The 24,895-nt window shown below is 71.4% G+C and carries 18 protein-coding genes; 11 read left to right on the forward strand and 7 right to left on the reverse strand.

The window, feature by feature from the left end; translation table 11 throughout:
• Nucleotides 1-57: 57 nt before the first annotated feature.
• Nucleotides 58-2,190, reverse strand: coding sequence for a polysaccharide pyruvyl transferase family protein (locus EW117_RS10690; protein ID WP_129786520.1), 2,133 nt, complete (start codon nucleotides 2,188-2,190; stop codon nucleotides 58-60).
• Nucleotides 2,191-2,406: 216 nt separating this feature from the next.
• Between EW117_RS10690 and EW117_RS10695 the strand changes: the two genes are divergently transcribed.
• The 3 genes from EW117_RS10695 to EW117_RS10705 all read left to right on the forward strand — a co-directional run bounded on the left by EW117_RS10695 (nucleotide 2,407) and on the right by EW117_RS10705 (nucleotide 5,854).
• Nucleotides 2,407-3,651 (forward strand): acylneuraminate cytidylyltransferase, encoded by a 1,245-nt coding sequence (locus EW117_RS10695; RefSeq protein ID WP_129786522.1) that lies wholly within the window; start codon nucleotides 2,407-2,409, stop codon nucleotides 3,649-3,651.
• A gap of 57 nt (nucleotides 3,652-3,708) precedes the next feature.
• Nucleotides 3,709-4,602, forward strand: coding sequence for an N-acetylneuraminate synthase family protein (locus EW117_RS10700; protein ID WP_129786524.1), 894 nt, complete (start codon nucleotides 3,709-3,711; stop codon nucleotides 4,600-4,602).
• Nucleotides 4,603-4,810: 208 nt separating this feature from the next.
• Nucleotides 4,811-5,854, forward strand: coding sequence for a glycosyltransferase family 2 protein (locus EW117_RS10705; protein ID WP_340641082.1), 1,044 nt, complete (start codon nucleotides 4,811-4,813; stop codon nucleotides 5,852-5,854).
• 98 nt (nucleotides 5,855-5,952) lie between these two features.
• Here EW117_RS10705 and EW117_RS10710 read toward each other — a convergent pair whose 3' ends face one another.
• Nucleotides 5,953-7,176 (reverse strand): DUF6716 putative glycosyltransferase, encoded by a 1,224-nt coding sequence (locus tag EW117_RS10710; RefSeq protein WP_129786526.1) that lies wholly within the window; start codon nucleotides 7,174-7,176, stop codon nucleotides 5,953-5,955.
• Nucleotides 7,173-8,246, reverse strand: a complete 1,074-nt coding sequence (locus EW117_RS10715; protein ID WP_129786528.1) for a hypothetical protein — start codon at nucleotides 8,244-8,246, stop codon at nucleotides 7,173-7,175. Before EW117_RS10715 ends, EW117_RS10710 begins: the two co-directional genes overlap by 4 nt.
• Nucleotides 8,247-8,438: 192 nt before the next feature.
• On the opposite strand from EW117_RS10715, the gene EW117_RS10720 reads away from it, so the two are divergent.
• Both EW117_RS10720 and EW117_RS10725 read left to right on the forward strand, forming a co-directional pair.
• On the forward strand, nucleotides 8,439-9,437 hold the full coding sequence (locus EW117_RS10720) for an ABC transporter permease (RefSeq protein ID WP_129786530.1): 999 nt from the start codon (nucleotides 8,439-8,441) through the stop codon (nucleotides 9,435-9,437).
• Nucleotides 9,430-10,470: an ATP-binding cassette domain-containing protein gene (locus tag EW117_RS10725; RefSeq protein ID WP_129786532.1), complete on the forward strand. Its 1,041-nt coding sequence runs from the start codon at nucleotides 9,430-9,432 to the stop codon at nucleotides 10,468-10,470. Before EW117_RS10720 ends, EW117_RS10725 begins: the two co-directional genes overlap by 8 nt.
• A gap of 54 nt (nucleotides 10,471-10,524) precedes the next feature.
• On the opposite strand, the gene cysC is transcribed toward EW117_RS10725, so the two are convergent.
• Both cysC and EW117_RS10735 read right to left on the reverse strand, forming a co-directional pair.
• Nucleotides 10,525-11,823, reverse strand: coding sequence for an adenylyl-sulfate kinase (cysC, locus tag EW117_RS10730; protein ID WP_129786534.1), 1,299 nt, complete (start codon nucleotides 11,821-11,823; stop codon nucleotides 10,525-10,527).
• Entirely contained in the window at nucleotides 11,820-12,863 is a 1,044-nt protein-coding gene (locus EW117_RS10735; RefSeq protein ID WP_129786535.1) for a sulfite exporter TauE/SafE family protein, read from the reverse strand. The genes cysC and EW117_RS10735 overlap by 4 nt, the downstream gene beginning before the upstream one ends.
• 250 nt (nucleotides 12,864-13,113) lie before the next feature.
• Between EW117_RS10735 and EW117_RS10740 the strand changes: the two genes are divergently transcribed.
• The 4 genes from EW117_RS10740 (at nucleotide 13,114) to EW117_RS10755 (ending at nucleotide 18,606) form a co-directional block, all read left to right on the forward strand.
• The gene (locus EW117_RS10740) at nucleotides 13,114-13,995 is read left to right on the forward strand and encodes a 3'(2'),5'-bisphosphate nucleotidase CysQ (RefSeq protein ID WP_129786537.1); all 882 of its coding nucleotides are present in this window, start codon (nucleotides 13,114-13,116) and stop codon (nucleotides 13,993-13,995) included.
• Nucleotides 13,992-14,894 carry a sulfate adenylyltransferase subunit CysD gene (gene cysD, locus EW117_RS10745; RefSeq protein WP_129786539.1) on the forward strand — a complete coding sequence of 301 codons (903 nt, stop codon included), beginning with the start codon at nucleotides 13,992-13,994 and terminating at the stop codon, nucleotides 14,892-14,894. The genes EW117_RS10740 and cysD overlap by 4 nt, the downstream gene beginning before the upstream one ends.
• Complete coding sequence (cysN, locus tag EW117_RS10750; RefSeq protein WP_129786541.1) at nucleotides 14,894-16,213, forward strand: sulfate adenylyltransferase subunit CysN; 1,320 nt, start codon at nucleotides 14,894-14,896, stop codon at nucleotides 16,211-16,213. The genes cysD and cysN overlap by 1 nt, the downstream gene beginning before the upstream one ends.
• A 194-nt stretch (nucleotides 16,214-16,407) precedes the next feature.
• A complete protein-coding gene (locus EW117_RS10755) occupies nucleotides 16,408-18,606 on the forward strand; it encodes an acyltransferase family protein (protein WP_165362642.1) in 2,199 nt (732 codons plus the stop codon).
• Nucleotides 18,607-18,751: 145 nt separating this feature from the next.
• Here the strand turns inward: EW117_RS10755 and EW117_RS10760 are convergent, their stop codons facing one another.
• Nucleotides 18,752-20,251 (reverse strand): S8 family peptidase, encoded by a 1,500-nt coding sequence (locus EW117_RS10760; protein ID WP_129786545.1) that lies wholly within the window; start codon nucleotides 20,249-20,251, stop codon nucleotides 18,752-18,754.
• A 190-nt stretch (nucleotides 20,252-20,441) separates the two neighbouring features.
• Here EW117_RS10760 and EW117_RS10765 point away from each other — a divergent pair, with 190 nt between their 5' ends.
• Together EW117_RS10765 and EW117_RS10770 are read left to right on the forward strand one after the other, a co-directional pair.
• Nucleotides 20,442-22,544, forward strand: a complete 2,103-nt coding sequence (locus EW117_RS10765) for an acyltransferase family protein (protein WP_129786547.1) — start codon at nucleotides 20,442-20,444, stop codon at nucleotides 22,542-22,544.
• Nucleotides 22,545-22,622: 78 nt separating this feature from the next.
• Entirely contained in the window at nucleotides 22,623-23,924 is a 1,302-nt protein-coding gene (locus tag EW117_RS10770; protein ID WP_129786549.1) for a CHAP domain-containing protein, read from the forward strand.
• Here the strand turns inward: EW117_RS10770 and EW117_RS10775 are convergent.
• The gene (locus EW117_RS10775; RefSeq protein ID WP_129786551.1) at nucleotides 23,903-24,886 is read right to left on the reverse strand and encodes an acyltransferase family protein; all 984 of its coding nucleotides are present in this window, start codon (nucleotides 24,884-24,886) and stop codon (nucleotides 23,903-23,905) included. The two genes, EW117_RS10770 and EW117_RS10775, sit on opposite strands and share 22 nt — an antisense overlap.
• Between the last annotated feature and the right edge of the window lie 9 nt (nucleotides 24,887-24,895).

Raw genomic sequence — 24,895 nt, forward strand, 5'->3', positions numbered from 1 at the left:
TCCCTTTCGAGGTACAGAGACCGGTTGAGTCTAACGGCCAGATTCGCCCACGACGGCTCAGGCCTTTGCGATGTCCGCGGCCGCTGCGCGGACGTGCGGGAGCAGCAGCTGCTGGCGGTGCGCGACGTCCGCCCGGTAGTCGTCCTCCCGGGCGAGGACGTCGAGGGTCCGCTCCGCGAGCCGGGCGCCGAGATCGGCGTCCGCCACGTCGAAACCCCAGTCCAGACGATCCACGTCCTCCAAGAAATACCGCATCTTCGGGTGCGACACGATGCTCAGGACCGGCGTGCCGACACCGAACGGGATCATCGTCGCGTGGCCGCGCATGCCGATCACCAGGGATGCCTGCCGGTAGACGCCGAGCGCGTCGGCCTGGTCCAGGTTGTGGAGCTCGTCGACGGGCAGGGTCAGGTCGTGCGCCTCCACGAGGTCCTTCGCGAGCCGGACGTCGCCGCGCGTGTGCGCCGCGATCCGGACCTCAGCGCCGGCCTTGCTCGCCTTCTCCGTGAACTCGACGATCTGCTCCAGGAAGTTCGCGTAGCCGCCGCCGAAGCGCCGCTCGCTGCGGTCGAACGCCGCGTTCAGCAGCACCGTGCCGGAGCCCGGCCGGCCTGCGGGCAGCTCCGGGCGGATGTGCTCGAGCACCGTCGTCGGGCAGGGCACGAACCGCACCTTGTCGTGCAGCTCGGCGGGCAGCATGTCCCGCACGCGCTCCATCGAGCCGGTGTTGCGCAGACCGACGAACTCGGCCTTCCGCGTGAAGGCGATGAGGCTGCGGCGGAACAGATCGCCCTTGAACTGCTGCCCCTTGAAGAGGTTGAAGCCGACCGCGAAAGCGTAGACGGGGACCTTCACCGCCTCCAGGGAGGCGGCGGGCACGTTCCACTGCCAGCCGCTGTTCCCGTTGGGCGACGTGTCCGGGAGGAACAGGCCACCGCCGCCGACGACGAGGGCACGCTGGTCGTTCGCGATCCGCGTGAACTCGTCGTCGAACACCTGGTGGGCGTGGAAGGACACCCAGTCGGTGGCGCCGGCGGGCTCGGTGATCGCGTCGCGGACCGCGTCGGGCAGCACGATGTCGCCGAAGTTCTCGCCGCGGTCCACGAAGAACGCCACGTGACCCAGGCCGCCGGACGGCGCATCGGCCTCCCGCGGCGTGATCGGCTTCTCCACCCGGGCCAGCACGGTGCGGACCGACGACCGCGGCATCTCGTTCCGCAGGGCCTTGCGGGCGAGCGCGTGCGCGGACTCGTCGTCGTGCATGATCCAGGCGACCTGCGCCGCGCGCGCGGAGCCCACCCCGGGACTCGCGATGCGGAAGGCGCGGCGGGCGGCGTCGTACCGGCTGAGCGCCGACAGCGACGTCCCGAGCGCCATCAGGTACCGCTCCGAGATGACGCCGTAGTGGCGGAACGTGCCCTGCAGCAGGCGCAGCGCACCGGCGTGGTCGGCGTCGGCAGCTACGTACTCGGCGTTCTCGATGGGCACGTCGAGGACGCCCGGACGGGCCATGACGGCCTCGAGGCGGCCCGCGTCGGCGAACTCGTCCAGCATCTGGGCCAGCGGGCCCTCGACGCCGAGCGTGAGGCAGGCGACGAGGTAGCGCCCGAACGCCGCGTCGGCGTCCGCCCGGTTCGTGATGGGGACCGACGCGGCGAGCTCGCGCAGGTCGGCCAGCTCGGCGGGGCCTTCGTGGCGGAGCAGCTCGGCCCGGTAGTCCAGGAACTGCTGCCGCTCCTCCACCATGCGGTGGGCGTTGGTCCGGCGCCGGGACACCGAACCCGTGCCGCGGGACGACTGGTAGAAGTGCTGCTCGGCGGCCTCGGCGTCGCCGGAGAGCAGGGCGACGAGCCCGGCCAGGTGGCCCACGTCGGGGTCGGGGGCGTCGGTCCGCAGGAGGTTGGTCAGCGTCGCCGCCGCGTCGAGGTCCCAGCGGTCGACGGCGGCGCGCGCCTCCTCCAGCACCGCGACGCGGACCTTCCGGACCTCGGGCCACGTGACGTGCCCCTTCGCGAGCTCGTGCGTCGTGAACGAGTCGAGCTGGGGCCGCGCGCCGCTGATCTGCTTGAGCGTGCGCATGACCTCGGCGGTGCGCCGGGCGCGCTCCCGCCGCTCGGACCGCGGGGCTGCTCGGGGCGCGCCGCCGTCGGGGTGCGGGGAGTTCGCCTTGCGACCTTCGGTTCCGGGCACTCGAGCTGTCTCCGTTCTCAGCACGGTCGCGCCGGCATCCGGGATGCCGCGCACCGTTCGTGGGGAATGTTTCTGGGGTTGCGGCACTCCGCCGCCGCGTGCAACGGCAGGATCCCACATCCGGGGCGCCAGCGGTGCGCCCGCTGGACGTCATGCGATGCGGATAGCGCTAGTGTGGACGGCGTATCCATCCCGACCGACTCGAGAGTGCCACGTATGTCAGTACCCGGTGAAACCCCGTCCGCCGTCGTAGTCATCCCGGCCCGGGGAGGTTCACAGGGCGTCCCCCTGAAGAACCTCGCGCGGGTGGACGGGATCACGCTCGTCGGGCGCGCAGTCCAGGCCTCGCTCGCCGCCCCGTCGGTGGCCGAGGTCATCGTCTCGACCGACCACGACGAGATCGCGGCCGAGGCCCGTCTGCACGGGGCGCGCGTCGTGGCACGCCCCGCCGAGATCGCCGGCGGCACCGCGTCGTCGGAGTCGGCGCTGCTGCACGTGCTGGACCGGATCGAGGCCGGCGACGGCGGTCTGCCCGCCCAGGAGGTCCCGCCCGTGACGGTGCTGGTGCAGTGCACCTCGCCGTTCATCGACCCCGAGGACCTCGACACCGCCATCCGCCGGGTCGCCACCGGCGAGAAGGACGTGGTGGTGGCGGTCTCCGAGACGCACGACTTCCAGTGGCGGATCGACGACGGTGTCGCGAGCCCTGTGGGGCACACCACGGACTACCGCCCGCGCCGCCAGGAGCGGGCCCCGCACTTCCGGGAGACCGGTGCCTTCTATGTGATGAGGACCGACGGGTTCCGTGCAGGCAGCACGCGGTTCTTCGGCGACGTCGGAATCCAGCCCGTCGCCTCCGAGTGGGCCATCGAGATCGACGAGCCCCGCGACCTCTGGCTCGCCCGGCAGCTCGTGGACCAGGACGTCGACGCCACGCCCGGGCCGCTCGACGTCGACGCGCTCGTCACGGACTTCGACGGCGTGCACACCGACGACCACGCCTACGTCGATCAGGACGGCACCGAGCAGGTGCGCGTGAGCCGCGGCGACGGCATGGGCGTCTCCCTCCTGCGCCGCACGGGCCTGCCGATCCTGATCCTGTCGACGGAGACCAACAAGGTGGTCGCGTCCCGTGCCGACAAGCTGAAGGTGCAGGTCATGCACGGTGTCGACGACAAGGCCTCCGCTCTGCGCGCCTGGATCGCCGAGCAGGACCTCGACCCGGCACGCGTCGCGTACGTCGGCAACGACGTCAACGACCTGGCCGCCATGGCGATCGTCGGCTGGCCGGTAGCGGTCGCCGACGCACGCCCGGAAGTGAAGGCGCAGGCCCGGCTCGTGCTCTCCCGCGAAGGCGGGAACGGTGCGGTTCGTGAGATCTGTGACCGTATACTCGCTGCGCGTCCGGCTCCAGCAGCCCCTAGTACGGCAGCTGTCCAGACCCCCGTCGTCACCGGTTAGTCCCGACGACACGTAACAGCACTACCCTGTGCTCGACCCTTTCGGAAGGACCTTCTTATGAGCGCGACGAACGCGCAGCCCGCGCCGGTCACTATCGGCGACCTGCAGGTCGGCGCCGACCAGCCCGTGTACGTGATCGGTGAGATCGGCATCAACCACAACGGTGACGTCGAGATCGCCAAGAAGCTGATCGACGTCGCGGTCGAGGCCGGATGCCAGGCCGTGAAGTTCCAGAAGCGCACTCCGGAGATCAGTACTCCGAAGGACCAGCGCGACAAGATCCGTCAGACGCCCTGGGGCGAGATGACGTACCTCGAGTACAAGTACAAGGTCGAGTTCGAGGAGAACGAGTACACGGAGATCGACACGTACGCCAAGGAAAAGGGCGTGCAGTGGTTCGCTTCCCCGTGGGACGCCCCCTCCGTGGACTTCCTGGAGAAGATGGGCGTGCCGACCCACAAGGTCGCCTCGGCCTCCGTCACGGACCACGAGATGCTGCGTGCGCTCGCCGCGACCGGTAAGCCGATCATCCTGTCGACCGGTATGTCGACGCTGGAGCAGATCGACGCCGCCGTGGAGATCCTGGACACGAGCAAGCTCGTGATCCTGCACGCCACGTCGACCTACCCGCTTCCCCCCGAGGAGGCGAACCTGCGCACCATCACGACGCTGCAGGAGCGCTACAACGTGCCCGTGGGCTACTCGGGCCACGAGACCGGTCTGCAGATCTCGCTCGCTGCCGTGGCGCTGGGCGCCGTGGCCGTGGAGCGGCACATCACGCTCGACCGCGCGATGTGGGGCTCGGACCACGCCTCCTCGCTCGAGCCCAAGGGCCTCGAGAACCTGGTGCGCGACATCCGGATCCTCGAGAAGGCGCTCGGCGACGGCCAGAAGCGCGTCATGCCCGGCGAGTTCTCGCCGATGTCGCGCCTCCGTCGCGTCGACGCCTGAGCCACGGGCTCAGGCGGCTCGGGCGTGTAGGACAGCGCCAGGGCCACAAGCACGACGTGGGCCCGGTCGCCTCGCGCGACCGTCGGGTCTGCTGAACTGTTCATGGTCGGAGGCGGGCACCGCAACCGCGGTGCCCGCCTCCGATGTTCCCGGGTCCGGCAGGACCGGAACGGGCCGAACCGGCCCGGTCATCGCGAGAGGGGGCCACGTGCCCGAGCGGGTCGATGCGGCGAGCATGCCGTTGGTGACGGTGGTCGCCGTCGTACGTGACGAGGAGCCGTACCTCGAGGCGATGGTGCGGTCGATCCTGGAGCAGGACTACCCGCACCCGCTGCACATGGTGCTCGCCGTGGGGCCGTCGCAGGACCGCACCCACGAGATCGCCGAGAAGCTCGCGGCCGAGACCGGCCGCGTCACAGTCGTGGACAACCCGACGGGTTCCAAGCCGCTCGGCCTCAACGCGGGCCTGGAGCGGATGCCGGAGGGCCACTCGATCTTCGTCCGCGTGGACGGCCACACCGTCGCGGAGCCCACCTACGTGCGCCGCGCGGTCGACGCCCTGCAGGCCGCCGGGGCCGACGGCGTCGGCGGGCGCATGCTGCCCGTCGGTGACACCCCCGTCCAGAAGGCCGTGGCGCGCGCCATGAGCCACCCCGCCGGCCTCGGCTCGGCGTCGTTCCACACGGGTGGCAGCGCCGGCCCGGCCGAGACGGTCTACCTGGGCACGTTCCGCCGCGAGGCGCTCGAGCGGGTGGGCGGGTACTCGCCGGTGTACGTGCGGGCGCAGGACTGGGAGCTGTGCCTCCGGCTGCGGAACAGCGGCAGCCTGCTGTGGTTCGACCCGTCGCTGGTGGTCGAGTACAAGCCCCGCCGCACGCTGGGCGCCGTCGCGACCCAGTTCTGGCGTACCGGCATGTGGCGCCGCGAGGTCGTGCGCCGCAACCCCGGCACCGCCAACCTGCGTTACCTCGCCCCACCGACCGCCGTCGTCGTTCTCGGGGTGTCCGTGCTGCTCGCGATCGTCGGCGCGGTCGTGGGCTCGCTGCCCACGGCTCTGCTCGGACTCACCCCGCCTGCCGTCTACCTGCTGGGCGTGCTCGGTGCTTCGGCGCACGCCGCGACCCGCCGTCCGCGGCTCGACCTGCGCTCGGCGCTGGCCCTGCCCGCGACGCTCGTGACGATGCACATGGCGTGGGGCGCGGGATTCCTCCGCGGCCTCACGGAGCGCGTCCGGGTCGACGACGGGGTCTGACCGGCGTCCGGCTCGACCTGGAGCACGCCTGACCGAGCGATTGTGCCCACCCCGCGCGGGGTTTTCGGGCACAATCGCTCGGTGGCCGTGCCAGCCCGTCAGGCCTTCTTGTCCATGAAGAGGAGGCGGACCGGGCGGGTCGACAGCCGGATCACGTCGTAGAGGAACTTCGGCAGGTACATCTGCAGGGCCATCCGGAGGTAGCGGGCCCGGAGCCACGGCTTGACCTCGGCCAGCGCGGTCAGCGTCCCGGTCTCGCGGCGCGCGGCGAGGTCCCGGACGGTCCCCGGCAGCTCCGACTCGGCGGCGTGCAGGTAGTTGTCCTCGAGCCAGGCGGGGTCGGGCTCGGGGCCGCCCGTGCGGAACGCTCCCGCGGCGTCCGCGACGTGCATCACGCAGCCGCTGCCGGCGAACGGCGCGTTGAGCAGCTCGGGGCTGACGCCGAAGTCGTCGATGATGACCGTGGACAGGCCGAGGGCCAGCGACTCCATCGCGGCGGTCGAGCTGACCGTCATGAGCGCCGAACCAGGCTGCAGCCACTCGGCCATGGGCCCGTCGACGAACCGCAGGGCGTCGCTGCGGTGCCCGAGCTGCCCGTGCTCGGTGTCCCACAGCTCGTCGTACGGGAATGCCTCGTTGTGCGTCTGCCGCTCGCCCTTGCGGGCGCGGAGCTTGACGATGACCTCGAACTCGTCCTCGGCGAGGCGGGCGAGCCGGTCCAGGAGGGCCACCCGGTCGGGCCGGTTGTCCGGCACCTTGGCCTGCGCGGCGAAGACGACCCGCTTCACGGGTTCGGTGCCGAGGCTCGCCGACATGTGCTCGAGGAACGGCAGGTGCGCCAGCGGCACCTCGGGGGCGACGCCGTGCCCGGCGAACGCCTCCCGGTAGGCGTCGATCTCGAGCCGGCTGTGCACCACGAAGGCGTCGCACCAGCGGCGCCAGCCCGTGCCCTCCGGCGTGGCGGGCAGCGCCATGCCGGGCAGGCCCGTGACGAGCGCCGGACGGCGCTCGCCCGTGGCGGCGACGATGGCCCGCGCCACGACCTCGGCGACGGGGCCGGTGGCGGCGATGAGCACGACGTCGGGCGTGTCGTCACGGATCTGCGCGGCGAGGTCCCGGACGGGCAGCACGGCGGGACGGACCACTGAGGATCCCGCGACGGCGGCGGCGATCTGACTGGTGGTCGGCGCGATCGGCGTCTTGACGATCACCGCCGAGCGGTCGAGGCCGGCCTCGTCGGCCGGGCCGAGCCTGTCCAGCGTCGCGCATGCCCACTTCAGGTACGAGTCGCTGTCCGCGACCGCGAGCACGCGGATGGTCATTCGTTCGCCTCCGGGGAGTCTGTTTCCGAAGCGTTTTCGACGGCGGCCCGGGCTTGCCGGGCGAGCTCGACGACGCTGGTCAGGTGTGCTCGGTGATCGGCCGAGGCGCGCGCGGTCCACCAGTCGGCGGGCACGTCGAGCGCGGTGACGGGGACACCGAGCGGTGAAATGATAGTGGTCAACAGGATGGTCGATGTCGACGGCAGGCTCAGCACACGCTGACCGGGCCGCAGGCCGCGCAGCCGGATCTCGACGGGGGCGCCGGGGGCGTCCACGACGACGCCGTCGATCGAGGCCAGTGCCGCGAGCAGCTCCGGCGTCTGACGCCGGTGCGGCAGGTAGCGCAGCGCGCCCTCCTTCGCCAGCGACCGGATCCAGTCGACGTACCGGTGCTGGTCGATCAGCCCGTCGGCGGGCATGCCTGAGCCGACGACGATGGTGGGTTCGGGCATCGCGACGTCCGCGGGCTGCGCGGTGAGCCAGCCGAAGCGGTTGGGCCGCACGTCGAAGCCCTGGGCCCGCAGGCCCGCGGTCAGATCGGGCGTAAGGGGAAGTGCTGTGAAGATCGTGACGCGGCCGTCGGACGCCAGGGACCGGAGGCGGCCGGCGGCCACGGCGCCGAGCCGACGCCGGGGCGCGCGCGCCGGTCGGCCGATCCGGACCAGCGGGTCGCGGCGCACCAGGAGGCGGCACAGCTCGAGGGTTGCCAGGCCGTCGTCGACCAGGACCATGCGCTCGGGACGGCGCAGGGGGGCGGTGGCCTGGAAGAGGCCCGAGAAGGCGTCGCCGACGAGCCAGACGGGCTCGCGCGCCGTGAGCGCGCTGCGCCGGCCCGCCAGGTCGAAGGTCAGGCCCTCGGGCAGCGTGAGCGCGCGGACGGCGGACAGGGCGTCGCCCAGGGCGGGGACGTCGTCGCGGACGTGCACATGGGTCTCGGTGCCGCCGTACCCGGCGGCGTGCGCTTCGACCGTGCAGAGCAGCTGCAGCGGCGACTCGACCAGGGCGCCCGCGGCGCGTGGGGCAGTGGCGCGTGGGTCCGTGGCCCGAGGAGCGGGACGGGGGTGATGCACGCGGTGCAGTCTCTCACGTCAGGATCGTCACGCGTTTCACACGTCGTGCGCGGTCGCGACGCGCCGGCGTCGTGCGAGGTGGGAGGCGTGCCAACCAATCCCTACCATAATGCTAGGGTTTGTAACCCGCTAGGATCGAAATGCCGGATCGCCTCCGGCAGTGCCCCCGACCAGACAGGTATTTCACGCACCGTGAGCACACCTACTACCGACGCGGTCGCGCCAGCCAAGGCTGCCGCCAGCGGCGATGCCAAGACGCCGCCGCCACCGCTCGTCCCCAGCACGACGTCAGCCGAGCGGTTGACCCTTGCGAAGCAGTACGGCCTGCGCCCCCTGAACGTCCGTCCGCCGCTGGGTGAGTACATCCGCGACCTGACGCGACGCTGGGCGTTCATCCGGGTCCTGGCGACGTCGACCGCGTACGCGAAGAACCAGAACAACTACCTGGGCCAGCTCTGGGCAGTGCTCAACCCGATCCTCAACGCGACCGTGTACGTGCTGATCTTCGGCATCCTGCTGCAGCTCAACCGCGGCGTGGACAACTCCATCGCGTTCATCGTGATCGGCGTCTTCATGTACCGCTTCATCGAGTCGTCGGTGACCGGTGGCGCCAAGTCGATCAGCGGCAAGACGCAGCTCCTGCGCTCCCTGCACTTCCCGCGTGCCGTGCTGCCGATGTCGACGGTGTTGTCGCTGCTCACCACACTCGTGCCCGCGATCGTGGTGATGTGCGGCATCACCCTGCTGAGCGGCTACATACCGGGATACGAGACGATCCACATGACCTGGTGGTGGCTCCTGCTGCCCGCCGCCGTGGCGCTGATGTGGATCTTCAACACCGGTCTTGCGTTCCTGATGGCGCGGTTCGTGGCCGGCACGCCGGACATCGAGAACGTGCTGCCCTTCATCATGCGCGTGGTCATGTACGCGTCCGGCGTGATCTTCCCGGTGACCACCCGCGTGGACAGCTTGCACATCTCCGAGGCGGCGAAGACGATCCTCACCGGTGTGCTCGACTATCAGCCGGTGTCGGTGTACCTCTACCTGGTGCGCTCCGTGCTGATGACGGAGGAGAACATGTATCCGCACAGCGGCCTGATGTGGGTGCTCGGCGCCGCCTGGGCAGTGGTGTTCTTCGTGATCGGGTTCATCGTCTTCTGGCGCGGTGAGGAGAGGTACGGACGTGACTGAGGCCGACGAGCACATGGACTTCGACCTCGAGGTCGAGCCCGAGGACGCCGGGCAGGAAGCCCTCGAGACCGAGCTGGGCGACCCCTGCCTCGTTGTGGACGACCTGCACGTCGTCTACCGCGTCATCGGCGGCCGGGCCAAGAGCGAGGCCGAGAAGAAGGGTGCCGCGATCCGCGAGGTCAAGGTGAAGGTCCCCTTCTACAAGCGGCTGCTCCAGGCCGGACGGCGGCACGTCGGCGCCGTGAGCGAGGTGCACGCGGTGCGCGGCGTCTCGTTCACCGTGCGGCACGGCGAGTCGATCGGGATCGTCGGGGTCAACGGCTCCGGCAAGAGCACCATGCTGCGGGCGATCGCGGGGCTCATGCCCCCGGCGTCGGGCAGCGTGCACGTCTCGGGCGAGCCGTCGCTGCTCGGCGTGAACGCGGCGCTCATGCCGCAGCTGACGGGCGAACGGAACATCATGATCGGCGGCCTCGCGCTGGGGCTCACGCCCAAGCAGGTCGACGAGCGGTTCGACGAGGTGGTGGAGTTCGCCGGCATCGGCGACTTCGTGTACCTGCCGATGAAGACGTACTCCTCCGGCATGGGCGCGCGCCTGCGGTTCGCGATCTCGTCGTCCGCGCAGCCGGACATCCTGATGATCGACGAGGCCCTCGCCACCGGCGACGCCGCCTTCAAGGAGCGCAGCAAGGCGCGCATCGAGCAGGTCCGCGAGAACGCGGGCACGGTGTTCCTCGTGAGCCACTCGATCTCGACGATCGAGGCGATGTGCACGCGCGTGCTGTGGATGCACCAGGGCCAGCTGGTCATGGACGGTCCCGTGCACGAGGTCGCCGACGCGTACAAGAAGTTCGTGCGGGCGCAGCGCCCCGGCATGGGCCCGGCGCGCCGCAGGCAGCTGCAGCGCAGGCGCGCGAGGCAGGAGGCAGCGAAGAAGGAGGCCGAGGCGGCGGAGCCGCAGAATGCCGACGCCGAGCCGGCGTCCGAAGCCGACACCGCCGAGGCGAGGAAGGCAGCCGAAGCCCGCGCATGACCGCCGTAACCGCTCTGCCGAGGTAGAACCCTGGTTCTACCTCGGCGGAGCGGGTCAGGGGAGGAGGGTTGTCAGGTGGCGGCGGACCGTCTCCACGGCGTCCGGCACCGGGACGTCGGTGGTGTCGATGACGAGCTCGGCGTCGGTCGGCTCCTCGTAGGGTGACGAGATGCCCGTGAACTCGGCGATCTCGCCCGCCCGCGCCTTGGCGTAGAAACCCTTGCGGTCGCGGGCCTCGCACACCGCCAGCGGCGTGCTGATGTGAACCAGGACGAAGTGCGCGCCGGCCTCCTCGGCCAGCGCCCGCACCTTCGCCCGGCCGGCGGCGAACGGCGCGATCGGCGCGGCGACGGCGATGCCGCCGTGCTTGGCCACGAGCGCGGCCACGTACCCGATACGCTCCACGTTGGTCTCGCGGGAATCGCGGTCGAACCCGAGGCCCTTCGACAGGTGGTGCCGCACCTCGTCGCCGTCGAGCAGGGTGGTGCCGAGCCCGTCGTCGTCCAGCTCGGCGGCCAGGGCGCGGGCGACCGTCGACTTGCCCGAACCTGACAGGCCCGTGAAGAACACGACGGCGCCCCGGCGGTGGGCGCCGCTCGCGGCGCGCGTCACCTCGGCGGCCGAGGCGGGCGGGTACAGCGACTGGACCGCCTCGTCCCGCACCCGGGGCAGCGCGGCCACGCTCTCGGCGGTCGCGGGGGACCGGTGTGCCGCCAGCGTCTCGACGCGCGCGGCGCCGTAGGCGGCGGCCACGTCTTCGAGCGGGGCAGTGCCCACCCCCGACCAGGGCACGACGACGGTGGTCACGCGCGCGTCGACGCGCTCCGCCAGGATGCCGGCCAGCCCTTGCGCTGCCCGCACCAGGCCGGGTGCGCCGACGGCGCCGGGCTCGGGGGCGTGCCGCGCGACCGGCACGAGCAGCAGCACGGTGCTGGTGCTGCTGCCGGTCCCGGGTCCCGTTCCAGGCCCGGCGGTGGCCAGCGCGGCCGCGGCGTCGACCTCCTCACGGGTCGGGACCTCGGTGACGAGCAGCCCGAGGCTGTTCTCGGCGTCGTCCCCTGAGCCCGCCTCGAGCCCCGCCCGCACCTCTCGGGCCGGACGGCGGACGGCGGCGTCCCACTGGGGGCCGATCGCCGCCGCGACAGGCTTGAGCGGCTCGAGCGCGGCGGGCAGGTCCCCGGGCCGGGTGGTGAGGCGGGCCAGGGGCGTGTTCTCGGCGTCGGTCAGTATCGCGTCCGCCGGGGTGCCCGGCAGGGCGGCGGCAAGCGCCGACGCCGGGAGCGCGCCCCCGAGGGCCAGCTCGAGGAGGTCCAGCTCGTCGTCGGACAGGACGCGGACGGGGGTTTCGGTCATCGGCGGGGGCTCGTTTCTGCCGGGTCGTCGGTCGGGTCGTCGAGTGGATCGTCGGCTGGGTCGTCTGTGGAGGGGGTCGAGGGGCCGGCGGTGACACCTTCCAGGGTCGAGTCTGCCGGAGAAACCGAGTCTGCCGGAGATGGCACGGGTGCGGCCGCGAAGCGCCGCTTGACCAGGAACCACACGAGGTTGCCGAGCACCAGCGCGGCCGCCGCGGCCCCCAGCACCACGGGGAGGCTCGCGCCGAGCAGCTTGAGCGCGGAGGCGAGCAGGAGGATCGCCAGGGCGCGGCGGATGATGCCGCCCGGTGCGCGCGAGGACACGTGAGCGCCGAACCAGGCGCCGGGGATCGCGCCGATGAGCAGGGAGGTCGTCAGACCGAGCGAGAAGTCGCCGTACAGGAGATGCCCGAGCGAGGCCGCCGCGACGAGCGGCACGGCCTGGACCAGGTCGGTGCCGACGAGCTGGGACGCCTTGAGTGCTGGGTAGAGCAGCAGGAGCACCACGATGATGATCGAGCCGGCGCCGACCGACGTCATGCCGACCAGGAGCCCGGCCACGGCGCCGAGGATCGCGGTGGGGACGGGGCGCACCACCAGCTCCCGCGGGGCGGACGGCGCGGTGGGGCCCTCGCCGAGCGCTGAGCGGTCCCGCATCATCTGCAGCACGGCGCGGACCACGAGGCCGCCGGACGCGATGAGGAGCGCGACCCCGAGCACCATCTTGAGCGCGGCGTCGAGGGAGTCGCCGAACGGCAGCCACTGGATGAGCAGGGCGCCGGAGAACGCGGCGGGCACCGAGCCCACGCAGAGCCACAGGACGAGCTTGAGGTTGACGGTCTTGCGCCGCAGGTGCACGAAGGCGCCGGCGGGTTTCATGAACAGGCTCGCGACGACGTCGCTGGAGACCGCCACCAGCGGGTCCACCCGGAAGACGAAGATCAGCATGGGGGTCATGAGCGCACCGCCGCCCATGCCGGTGAGCCCCACGATGAAGCCGACGACGAGGCCGCCGGCGATCAGTGCCGGATCGATGCTCACGGGCGCGCCCCCTGCCTGCCTCCACCGCCGCTAATCCCGATAATTCCGGTCGGTTTTATAGTCATAGGTGTTCCTGGATTGATGATCAGCATGGATCTGGTCCCCTGGCAGTGGATCGCATTGACGAATGGTAGCCTCGGCGCATTCGCCGGAGTTCACCCGGCTGCGGCCTGGGACGAGACGCACCCCCCACCCGAGGCCAGGGCGCCGGGCACTGAACGACCTGAAGATTCCGCAGACCTGGAGACCGATGAACGCGCCCTCCCGCACCCTTCCTCAGGCGTCGCTCGACGACGACGCCCTCGCCCACGCACTCGCCTCGGGGGCGGCGGAGGTGCTCGTGGCGCTTCGCGCCGACGTCGATGCGGCGGGCGGGTCCTTCGTCGCCAAGGAGCTCAAGGACGCCGGGGACGCCGCCGCCCAGGCCTGGCTCGCGGCCGCACTGGCCGCCGCCCGGCCCGCCGACGCCATCCTCTCCGAGGAGGCCAAGGACGATGCGTCCCGCACCGGTGCAGATCGTGTGTGGATCATCGACCCGCTCGACGGCACCCGTGAGTTCGCCGAGCGGCACGCCGACGGACCCCTTGCGGGGCAGTGGCGGGACGACTTCGCCGTCCACATCGCGCTCTGGGAGCGTGGCGTCGGGCTGACCGTCGGAGCCGTCGCCCTGCCGGCCCGTGCGCAGGTCCTGACCACCGCGGACGGCGTCGTGCGGGACGACGACACTGCCGCCGTGCTGGCCGGGAACCGGCCGCTGCGGATCGCGGCGAGCCGCAGCCGTCCACCGGAGTTCGTGGCCGCGCTGGCAGAGCGCGACGACGTGGAGCTCGTGCCGATGGGCTCCGCGGGTGTCAAGATGCTCGCGGTCGCCGACGGTACAGTGGACGCTTACGTCCACGGGGGTGGGCAGTACGAGTGGGACTCTGCGGCCCCTGTCGCCGTTGCCCGGTCCCGGGGGCTCGTCTGCACCCGCCTCGACGGATCCGAGCTCGAGTACAACCGGGAGAGCCCCTGGCTCCCTGACCTGTTCGTATGCCCCCCGGCACTGGCTCCGCGCCTGCGTGAGCTGCTCGACACCGTTGGTGTCGCGTCCGTGGTCGGGGCAGATAGCAAGGAAGGTGCCCAGTCGTGAAGAGTCACGTTCTGAGCCAGCTGCGCAGCCTGGAAGCCGAGAGCATCCACATCATGCGTGAGGTGGTCGCCGAGATGCAGCGGCCGTGCCTGCTGTTCTCCGGCGGCAAGGACTCCATCGTCATGCTGCACCTCGCGGTCAAGGCGTTCGCGCCGGCGCGGGTGCCGTTCCCGATCATGCACGTCGACACCGGCCTGAACTTCCAGACCGTGCTCGACTGCCGGGACCGGTGGGTGGAGCGCACAGGTGTGCAGCTGGTCGTGGCCTCCGTCCCGGAGGCGATCGACCGCGGACTGGTGCAGGAGGAGCCCAACGGCTCCCGCAACCGGATCCAGACGCCGGTGCTGCTGGAGGCCGCCGAGAAGCACGGCTTCGACGCCCTGTTCGGCGGTGGCCGCCGCGACGAGGAGAAGGCCCGCGCCAAGGAGCGCGTGTTCTCCTTCCGCGACGACTTCGGCCAGTGGGACCCCAAGAACCAGCGTCCGGAGATCTGGAACCTGTACAACGGCCGCGTCCACCAGGGCGAGTCGATCCGGGTGTTCCCGCTGTCCAACTGGACCGAGCTGGACATCTGGGCGTACATCGAGGCCGAGAACATCGACCTGCCCGACCTCTACCTCGCCAAGGAGCGCGAGGTCGTCGAGCGCAACGGCATGCTCTACGAGGTCAACGGCTTCACCCCGCTCAAGGACGGCGAGACCGCGCAGGTCCGGTCCACGCGCTACCGCACCGTCGGCGACGCGAACCTCACCGCATGCGTCGAGTCCGCGGCGACCACGCTCCACGACGTCGTCGAGGAGGTGGCGGCCGTCCGGCTGACCGAGCGCGGCGCCACCCGCGGCGACGACAAGGTGAGCGAGGCCGCCATGGAGGACCGCAAGAAGGAAGGCTACTTCTGATGACGACGACTCTTCCCGAGGCCGGCGTGCCCTCGGAGCCGCACGAGATCGTCAGCGGCGACCTCCTGCGGTTCGCGACGGCCGGCTCGGTCGACGACGGCAAGTCCACCCTGATCGGGCGCCTGCTGTTCGACAGCAAGTCGATCTTCGCCGACCAGCTCGAGTCCGTGGAGCAGGTCAGCAAGGACCGCGGCAACGACTACGCGGACCTGTCGCTCCTGACCGACGGCCTGCGCGCCGAGCGCGAGCAGGGCATCACCATCGACGTCGCGTACCGCTACTTCGCGACGCCGAAGCGCAAGTTCATCATCGCGGACACGCCTGGCCACACGCAGTACACGCGGAACATGGTCACGGGCGCCTCGACGGCCGACGTGGCGCTGATCCTCGTGGACGCGCGCAAGGGCGTCGTCGAGCAGTCGCGCCGGCACACGTTCCTGGCCACCCTGCTGGGCGTGCCGCACGTGGTGGTCTGCGTGAACAAGATGGACCTGGTGGACTATGACGAGCAGGTCTTCGAGAGGATCCGCGCGGAGTTCACCGAGTTCGCCTCCCGCCTGCGCGTGCCCGACCTGACGTTCATCCCGGTGTCCGCCCTGGAGGGCGACAACGTGGTGACGCGCTCGGAGAACATGCAGTGGTTCGACGGCTCGCCGCTGCTCAGCCACCTCGAGCGCCTGCACGTCGCCTCCGACCGCAACCTGGTCGACGTGCGGTTCCCGGTGCAGTACGTGATCCGGCCGCAGCAGAACGACGCGCGCGACTACCGCGGCTACGCGGGCACCGTCGCGTCCGGCGTCATGAAGCCGGGCGACAAGGTGCTGGCCCTCCCTGCCGGCCTCGAGACCACCATCGAGTCGATCGACACGGCGGACGGCCCTGTCGACGAGGCGTACCCGCCCATGTCCGTGACGGTGCGCCTGGCGGACGAGATCGACATCTCGCGCGGCGACATGATCTGCCGTCCGAACAACGTGCCGACGGTGACGCAGGACATCGACGCCCAGATCTGCTGGATGGACGAGTCGGCGTCGCTGGTGCAGGGCAAGAAGTACGCGATCAAGCACACCACCCGGTGGGCGCGGGCGATGGTCAAGAACATCAACTACCGCGTCGACGTCAACACGCTGCACCGCGACGAGGACGCCACCGAGATCAAGCTGAACGAGATGGCCCGGATCCGCCTGCGCGTGACCCAGCCGCTCTTCGTGGACGCCTACCAGGCGAACCGGCAGACCGGCGCCTTCATCCTCGTGGACGAGGCGACCAACAAGACCGTCGCGGCGGGCATGATCGGCGGGCCGGCGCACCAGTACTGAACCACCGTCTCGAACGTGTCCGGACTGTGACCGGTGGAGCCACCGAGTCCCTGATACGCTCCGCAACGCCGGAGGGCCGCCGACCCACGTCGGCGGCCCTCCCATGTTGCAGAAAACGCGCCTGGCCTGGGTAGTCGTCCCGAGTGATCCGGAGACGCGCGGCCAGGCCCGCACGCAGACCCGGAGGTTGGCCAGTGACCGTCGTCTCGAGTTCGCTGCCGCCCACATTCGGGCCCGCGGATCCGGGAATCGCCACCGGCGGGCCGTCGCTGCCGGACGGCGTCTCGCCGCCTGAGCGCAGCGCCACCGGGCGCCGTCCGACCGCCGTGCACATCCCCGAGCTGCACGGCCTGCGCGGGCTGGCGCTCGCTCTCGTCGTCGCGTTCCACCTGTTCGGCAACGGCCGGGTGTCCGGCGGCGTCGACGTCTTCCTGGTCCTGTCGGGGTTCCTGGCGACGGGCTCTTTGCTGCGCCGCGCCGAGCGGCGCGAGCTGCGCCTGGGGGAGCACTACGGGCGGACGTTCTCCCGGCTCGTCCCCCCTGCCCTCCTGGTGCTCGTCGCGACGGCCGCCCTGGCCTGGTGGATCATGCCGCGTGGCATGTGGGTGCAGACGGGCCGCGAGATCCTCGCGTCGGCGCTGTACTACGTGAACTGGGAGATGATCTCGGGCCAGCTCGCCTACGGCGCGGCCGGACCGCAGACCAGCCCCCTGCAGCACTTCTGGTCGATGTCCGTGCAGGGGCAGTTCTTCCTGGTCTGGCCGGTAGTGGTGCTGGTTGTGGTCGCGCTGGCGCGCCGGCTGTGGATCAGCGCCCGCGACGTGCTGCTCGTGGTGGTCATCGGCACGACGGCGGCGTCGTTCGTGTACGCCCTGAACCTGCACGCCCTGGATCAGCCGGTCGCGTATTTCCACTCCTGGGCCCGGTTCTGGGAGCTGGGCGTCGGCGGGTTCCTCGCCCTGGCTCTGCCGTGGCTCCGGTTCCCGGGCTTCCTGCGTCCCCTGCTGGGGTGGGCGGGGCTCGGGCTGGTCGTGTCCAGCGGGTTCGTGCTCGACGGCGGTGCGCTGTTCCCAGGGCCCTGGGCCCTGTGGCCCGTGGCGGGCGCCCTGCTCGTGCTGCTGGGCTCGGGCGGGAGCGCCGGCTGGGGCCCGCGCGGCCTGCTGCAGCTGGCGCCGCTGCGCTTCGTCGCCGACATCTCCTACGCGCTGTACCTGTGGCACTGGCCGCTGCTCATCGCGTACCTGCACTACACGGGCCAGGACCGGGTGGACTGGGTCGGCGCCGCACTCATCCTGACGACGTCCGTCGTGCTGTCCTGGCTCACCACCAAGCTCGTGGCGGACCCCGCGCAGCGGTTCCGGGAGGCGTTCGGCGGTGTACGGGCGCTGGTGGCCGCCGCTGCCTGCGCCTCGCTGGTGGCGGGCGGCACGGTGGCTGCCGTGACCGAGCTCGAACGGCAGGACGCCCAGCTGCTCGCGGCCGCCGAGGCCGCGGCGGAGGCGGCAGGGCCGTCCCAGTACCCGGGAGCACTCGCCCTGAGCCCTGCGTACGGCGACCCGGTTCCGGGCGACCTCGCGATCCAGCCCGCGCCCGCGGTGGCCGCGCAGGACCTGCCCGACGTCGACGCCCAGGACTGCATCCAGGACAACGTGGTCACCCCCGGGTCGGACGCGGCCCGGAGCTGCGTCCTGACCGACGGGCCGGATCCGGACCACACGGTGGTGATGGTGGGCGACTCGCACATCATCCAGTGGGCGCCCGCCATGGCCGAGGTCGGGCGGCAGGAGAACTGGCGGGTGCAGCTCATGGCGCGTCGCGGCTGCCGCCTGGCCGCGCCGGTGGGACAGCTCGGCCCGGCGAGCAACACCGACAAGTGCTGGTCGTGGCGGATCAACGCCCTGGCCGCGCTCGAGCAGCTGCGGCCCGACGCGGTGCTGGTGGTCGGGAGCCGGACCTCGGCCAACGCCCCGGGCGACACGGTGATCCCGGCGGAGGCGCGCGCGTGGCGCCGGCTGGCCGCAACGGGAATCCGGGTGGTGACGATCAGGGACAACCCGCGCTTCGCGTTCGACGTCCCGGCGTGCGTGGAGAGCCACCCGGACGGCGTCGGCTGCGCGCGGCCCCGGACGGACGTCTACTCGCCAGTGAACCCGGTCGAGACCGCGCAGGGAGTACCGCAGACGGCGGTACACGTCGACCTCACCCGGTTCATCTGCGGGGTACGGCTGTGCGAGGGCGCGGCAGGGAACGTGCTGATCTACCGCGACGACAACCACCTGACCGCCACCTACGCGGCGACTCTGACGCGCCCGCTGCACAACTCGCTGCGGATGAGGGCGCCCTGGCTGTTCGTCGACCCGATGGACACCCCGCCGGTCCGCACCCGCTTCTGACCCCACCCCGCCGAGGTAGAACCCTGGCGAGGTAGAACTCTGGCGAGGTAGAACCGCGGCACCGCTGCGGTTCTACCTCGCCCCAGTCCTACCTCGCCCCAGTCCTACCTCGCCAGGGTTCTACCTCGGCGGGGTGGGGTGGTGGTCAGGGGGTTACCGCGTCCAGGGCGTCGGCTATGCCGTCGCCGTAGAAGCTGTTCTCCGCCGGATCGCCCAAGCAGGCCGGTCCGGCCGTCGTGGTGGTGCACTCGTGGTCGTCGGCCTGGGCGCGGACCGCCGCCTCCAGCTGCGCCGGGCTCCAGCGCGGGTGCGCCGACTTCATGAGCGCCAGCACGCCAGCAACGTGCGGGGACGCCATCGAGGTGCCGCTCTTGAGGTCCCAGGTGCCGTCGAGCTCCGTCGACAGGATCGCGCTGCCAGGGGCGGACACGTCGATCTTGCCGAGGCCGCGGTTCGAGAACGAGCTCAGGTTGGTTGCCTGGGTCAGCGACGAGACCGTCACGACGCCGTCCAGCTCAGCGGGGATGTCCTCGCAGCCGGAGTTGATGACCCGCTGCACCGCCGTCGAGTCGTTCGGGCTGGACGCGTCGGTGGTGTTGTTGGCCAGGTCCGTCGCGGCGTTGCCCGCCGCGGCGGCGTGCACCACGCCCCGCTTGGTCGAGAAGTCCACCGCGCGGCGCACGGCCTCCTTCGCGGCGAGCTGGTCGGGCTGGTCCTCGCACCAGTACATGAACGGGTCGATGTAGTACGAGTTGTTCGTGACGTCCATGCGGTTCATGCCCGCCCAGATGAAGCCGCAGATCGCGTACTCCGGGTAGATGAACCCGTCGTCGTTCACGACCTTGACGGAGGCCATCTTGACGCCGGGCGCCACGCCCACGATGCCCACGCCGTTCTGCGCGGCCGCGATGGTGCCCGCGACGTGCGTGCCGTGGTCGGAGGTGGTCGGCAGCCAGCCGGTCGCCGACATGTCCGGACGGCCGCCGTCCGTGCAGTTCACGGACTGGTCGGCGTCGACCTGGCTGGCCAGGTCCGGGTGCTCGGCGTCGATCCCGGAGTCCAGCACGCCGACGACGACGTCGGACGACCCGGGGTTGATCTCGAGGGCCTGGTCAGCCTTGATCATCTCCATGTCCCACTGCGTCGCCTCGCCCGGGTCGGGCACGACGGCGGTGCCGGCCGGCTCGTCGACGGTCCAGCCGGTGGTGTCCTTCTTCGCCTGGCCCTCCACGGACTTGCTCTTCTGGGCGCCCGAGGGGCTGTCCGCGCCCGGCGTGCCCTCGGTGGGGGAGACGGTGCGGGTGGCACCGACGGACTCGACGACGCCGGCGCGATCCGCGGTGAGCACGTCCTCGCGGAACGAGCCGTTGGCGGAGTGTGCCACGACGACGCCGATCTGCGGCCACGCCTGCACGGCGACACCGTCGGCCCGCTGGACCGCCCTGATTGCGAGGGCCGTCTCGCGGGCGCTCGTGTGCTCGGTGTTCACCACGTAGGAGAACAGGGCTCCATCGGGGGTGACGATCGGGACCGGTGTCGACTCGGGCTCATCCGCTGCGTTCCCGGCGACGGTGCCGAGCGCGGTGAGCGCGAGCGACGTCGCGGTGGCGACGGCGAGTGCTCGCCTGGAATGGGAGATGCGCATGGTTCACTCTCCTGTGGGTGAAAAGCGGGCCCCCGTGCGGGGCCCGTAGGGCAACCTACGCGTCCTGACGAGGATTGCCATCGCATCTGCACATCTGAAACAAAGGCGAAACAAGAGTTTTTTCACCCCACTGTTTCTGTGGGACAGTGGGGCCCGTCCTTGCCCCCGACGATGAAGAGCCCGACGCGCCATGACGGCAACGACGACCGCGCCTGCCGCGGCACCGGACGGGTCACGCGAGCATTCCGCCCGCCCCCGCAAGTTCCGCCCCGAGGTCCAGGCACTGCGCGCCCTCGCGGTGCTGCTGGTGCTCGTCTACCACATCGACCCGGCAGTTCTGCCCGGGGGCTACATCGGCGTGGACGTGTTCTTCGTGATCTCGGGCTTCCTCATCACGGGCCACCTGTGGCGCGAGGCCTCGGCCACCGGCGCGGTGAACCTCAAGAAGTTCTGGGCCGCCCGGGCCCGGCGCATCCTGCCGGCGTCCCTGGTCACCACCGTGGGCGTCATTGTGATCGCGCTGGTGCTGCTGCCGCCGTCCCTGGTGGAGTCGTGGTGGAAACAGGCGCTCGCCTCCGTGCTGTACGTGGAGAACTGGGCGCTCGCCGCGGAGTCCGTCGACTACCAGGCCGCCAGCAACAGCCCGACGGCGTTCCAGCACTTCTGGTCCCTCGGCGTCGAGGAGCAGTTCTACCTGGTCTGGCCGCTGCTGGTCGTGCTCGCCGTCGTGCTGTGGGGCGGCAGCCGGGGCGGCGTCGTGGTCAAGAACCCGGCCAGGCTGCGGGGGATCCTGCTGGCGATCTTCGGCGTGGTGGCCGTCGCCTCGCTGGCCTGGGGCATCAACCAGTCGTCGGGCGACGACCCGGTCGCGTACTACTCGACGCTGACCCGTGTCTGGGAGCTCGCGGCCGGCGGCATCCTGGCGCTCGTGATCCGCGACACGAAGCGGTTCGCGCCGCTGCGCAACACGCTGGTCGTGTTCGGCGTCGCGACGATCGTCACCGCGGCCTGCCTGTACGACGACGGCACGGCGTTCCCCGGTGTCGCGGCGCTCGCGCCGACGCTGGGCGCCTGCGCCGTGATCGCGGGTGGCCGCACCTCCGGCCCCGGCTCGCTGCGCGTGGTCGCGGAGTCGTGGGCCGTCCAGCGCATCGGCGACATCTCGTACTCGCTGTACCTGTGGCACTTCCCGGTGGTCGTGTTCTTCGGGGTGTACACCGACCGGGACCCGAGGCTGACGGACGTCATGGTCATTCTCATCGCCTCGTTCGCGATGGCGATAGCGAGCTACACGCTGGTGGAGCAGCCCATCCGCACCGTGCGCTGGTTCAGGGCCGACGGGCGCATGCTCGTGGCGGCCCTGGTGGCGATGGTGCTCGTGGCCGGCCTCACCCTCACCCTGCCGTGGCGCGTCCAGGGCACCATCGACCGCTGGGACACCAACGCGCAGGCCGCCGCGAGCGAGGCGGACGAGACCATCCCGGAGGGCATCGAGCGCAACTTCGCGCCGTTCGTGGACGGCAGCACCGCCATCTCGCCCAACCCGATCAAGGCCGCCGAGGACAAGGACGCCGAGATCAACGCGTGCCAGGCGGCGCAGCGCGACCCGGTGACCGCCATGTGCGAGTTCGGTGAGACGGAGAACCCCAAGGCGACGGTGGCCATCGTCGGCGACTCGCACGCCGCGATGTTCTCGCAGCCGATCATCACCGTCGCCGAGGAGCGCGACTGGCGTGTGGTCACCTACCTGCACTCGGCCTGCCCGTTCAGCGCGGACCGGCGCAGCGGCGACAGCCCGGAGGTCGAGGCCTGCGCGGCGGCGAACGCCCAGACGCGCGCCGAGGTGCTCGAGCTGGCGCCCGAGCTCGTGGTCACGTCCTTCCAGGAGTCGTACGCCCTCGCGCCGCGCGGCTCGGAGGAGCACCCAGGCGCGGAAGGCCTCGCCGAGGTCTGGAACGAGCTCGCGGACCAGGGCTCGCAGGTCGTGGTGCTGCGGGACACGCCGCACGCGCGGGACGACATCATCGAGTGCGTCACCGAGAACTACACGGACCCCACGCAGTGCGACCAGCCGCGGGCGGACGCCGTGGGCGGCCGCGACACGGTCCCTGCCGCGCTGGAGCTGGCTCCGCGGGCGAAGTCGGGCGAGTTCCTGGACTTCTTCTGCGACGAGTCGACCTGCCCGGCCGTGATCGGCAACGTGCTCGTCTACCGCGACCCGAACCACGTGACGCGCACCTACATGGAGCAGCTCACCGACCGGGTTCGCGAGGTGCTGCCGGCGTCGTTCTGACCGGCATGGCGTTGTGACCGGCATCGTCCGCAGGGCCTCGTCGTGCGGGCCCACCGGAGCGGACGTAGCCTGCCGGGCATGGGGCGCGTGCCGACGCGGCAGCCCGGTCCGCCGGCCGACCGGGGACGAGGCGGTGCCCAGCTGCTCCTGCGCTGCTGGCTCGGCGCCTCGCTCGTGGTCGCGCTCGCGCTCCCGGTCGGCGATATCGCCGCCGAGGCCGCACCGGACGTCGCCACCGCACCGGACGTCGTCACCGGGGCCCCACCGACCGTCGTCACGGCCGCGGCGCGGAGCGACCTCACCGCGGGCGTGCGGGAGCGGCGGCTGCGCAAGGGCGAGACCTTCTGGATGTTCGGCCGGCTGACGGTCGGCGGTGACCCGGCGCGCGGGCGCGAGGTCGTGGTGCAGAGGAAGCGGATGAACGAGTCCGGCTGGAGCACCGTCGGCGCCGACACCACGAACCGCTCCGGGCGGTACAGCGTGCGGATCCGGGCGGGGGCGGTCTACGAGTACCGGGCCATCTACCGCGGCTCGGCCACCGCGCGGTCGTCGTGGACGCCGCGGATCGGCGTCCGGCTCACGACGGCCGACCGGTCCATGACGTCCCGCGCCCGGCAGATGGGCCCGGCGGTCGGGCGGCCGACGTCGGGCCTGCGGCAGGTGACGCGTTCCGTCGTCTCCCGCTCGTACCGGGAGGGGATCCTCGTCAAGGTGACGCGCTCCGGCCGGGTGCGGACCTGGTGGGTGCACGGCGGCGTCCTGGGCGAGTACCGCGATCTCGGCGGCGCCAGGGGCCGTCTGGGCGCGCCGGTGATGGACCCGCTGTGCGGGCTGGCCCGGGGTGGCTGCGTGCAGCGGTTCGAGGGCGGCGTGCTCTACACGAACGCCGACGGCGACGAGGCGCTGACCGGCCTGACCGGCGTCCGGGGCGAGGTGGTGGCGGCCGCGCGCTCCCAGGTGGGCTACACCGTGCGGTACGACGCAAACAACGGCTCCCGCTACGACTGGCACAGCAAGTACAACGTGTGGGCGCGCACGAACGCGCCGTGGTGCGGGCTGTTCCAGTCGTGGTTCTTCAAGGCGTCGGGGCATGCGTCGCTGGTGCCGCAGTCGACCACCTGGACGCGGTACCGGGACACGGTCCGGCGCACGCGGCCGACGGGCTCGTCGCCGCGGGTCGGGGCGCTGGCGTTCGTCTCCTACGTGGCGTCGGGTGAGGCGTCGCACGTGATGTTCGTGGTGCAGGTCACCGGCTCACGGATCAAGGTCATCGAAGGCAACACCGGTGGCGGCGGCGCGCTGCGCCCGGGCGTCCGCGGCGTGGTGGAGCGCTGGGTGCCGGAGTCGGAGGTGCTGTACTACGCGTACCCGCGGTACTGACGCCGTCGCACGCCCACCCGCTCCAGGACGCCCGCCACCACGCAGCTCGCCACGAGGATCGCGACGGTGACGGCGGCGCCGAGCACCAGCGAGCGGATCCAGCCCACCTCGGGGGTGTGCAGCGCGTCGGTGACGAACGGGTGCAGCAGGTACACGTACAGCGAGTGCCGGCCCACCGTGCGCAGCCCTTCGCCGACGATCGGCACACGCGCGCGCAGGGCGTCGCGGAGCGCGGGCACGCACAGCGCCGCGCCCAGCGAGAGCACGGTGAACGCGACGACGCTCCACCAGGGGCCGGGGCCGCCGGACGTGTAGACCCAGCTCCGGGCCACGAGGCCGAGGACGACCGGCAGCGCGAGCCACCACGCGCGCAGGCGTGGAAACCACCCGTTGCGCACGGCCACGCCCAGCAGGATCCAGACGAAGTACCCGGCGTACCGGGCGTCGACGTTGTCCAGGACGACCTGCGGCACGAGCTCCTTCAGCGGCGTCTGGAAGAGCAGGGCGCCGACGACGGCGGCGACCCCGAGGGCGGCCCGGGCCGCCGCCGAGCCGTTGAGCGGCCGCGCGAGCAGGCGCAGCAGCAGCACGCCGAGGAACAGCATCGGCACGTACCAGAGGTGGAAGTCCGGGCGCAGCAGCAGCACCTCGAGGAAGGTCTGCACGTCGGCGAAGGCTTCGGGCTTCTGCAGTGCCAGCCACAGCACGCTGACCACGAGCCAGGCGGCGATCATGCGCTTCCAGTAGTGGCGCAGCAGGTCGCCCCACGGTCGGGTGCCGAACCGGGCCATCGAGATCATGTACCCGGACAGGAACAGGAACATCGGCATGTGGAAGCCGTAGATCATCCACTTGGTCCACGATTCGCCGACGCCCTGCCAGAACGTGTGGCCGAAGATCACCACCACCAAGAGGATGCCCTTGAGCTGGTCCGGTCCGGGGTCGTGCCGTGTGCTGCTCATCGCCGCAGA

Origin of the sequence: Promicromonospora panici, assembly GCF_900608595.1 — a bacterium.
Lineage (GTDB): Bacteria > Actinomycetota > Actinomycetes > Actinomycetales > Cellulomonadaceae > Promicromonospora > Promicromonospora panici.

Coding starts and splice junctions, on each gene's coding strand:
- EW117_RS10770 (WP_129786549.1), top strand. CDS start 22,623: ATGGGGCGCGTGCCGACGCGGCAGCCCGGTCCGCCGGCCGACCGGGGA.
- EW117_RS10695 (WP_129786522.1), top strand. CDS start 2,407: ATGTCAGTACCCGGTGAAACCCCGTCCGCCGTCGTAGTCATCCCGGCC.
- EW117_RS10710 (WP_129786526.1), bottom strand. CDS start 7,176: ATGACCATCCGCGTGCTCGCGGTCGCGGACAGCGACTCGTACCTGAAG.
- cysC (WP_129786534.1), bottom strand. CDS start 11,823: ATGACCGAAACCCCCGTCCGCGTCCTGTCCGACGACGAGCTGGACCTC.
- EW117_RS10775 (WP_129786551.1), bottom strand. CDS start 24,886: ATGAGCAGCACACGGCACGACCCCGGACCGGACCAGCTCAAGGGCATC.
- EW117_RS10760 (WP_129786545.1), bottom strand. CDS start 20,251: ATGCGCATCTCCCATTCCAGGCGAGCACTCGCCGTCGCCACCGCGACG.
- EW117_RS10740 (WP_129786537.1), top strand. CDS start 13,114: ATGAACGCGCCCTCCCGCACCCTTCCTCAGGCGTCGCTCGACGACGAC.
- EW117_RS10700 (WP_129786524.1), top strand. CDS start 3,709: ATGAGCGCGACGAACGCGCAGCCCGCGCCGGTCACTATCGGCGACCTG.
- EW117_RS10765 (WP_129786547.1), top strand. CDS start 20,442: ATGACGGCAACGACGACCGCGCCTGCCGCGGCACCGGACGGGTCACGC.
- cysN (WP_129786541.1), top strand. CDS start 14,894: ATGACGACGACTCTTCCCGAGGCCGGCGTGCCCTCGGAGCCGCACGAG.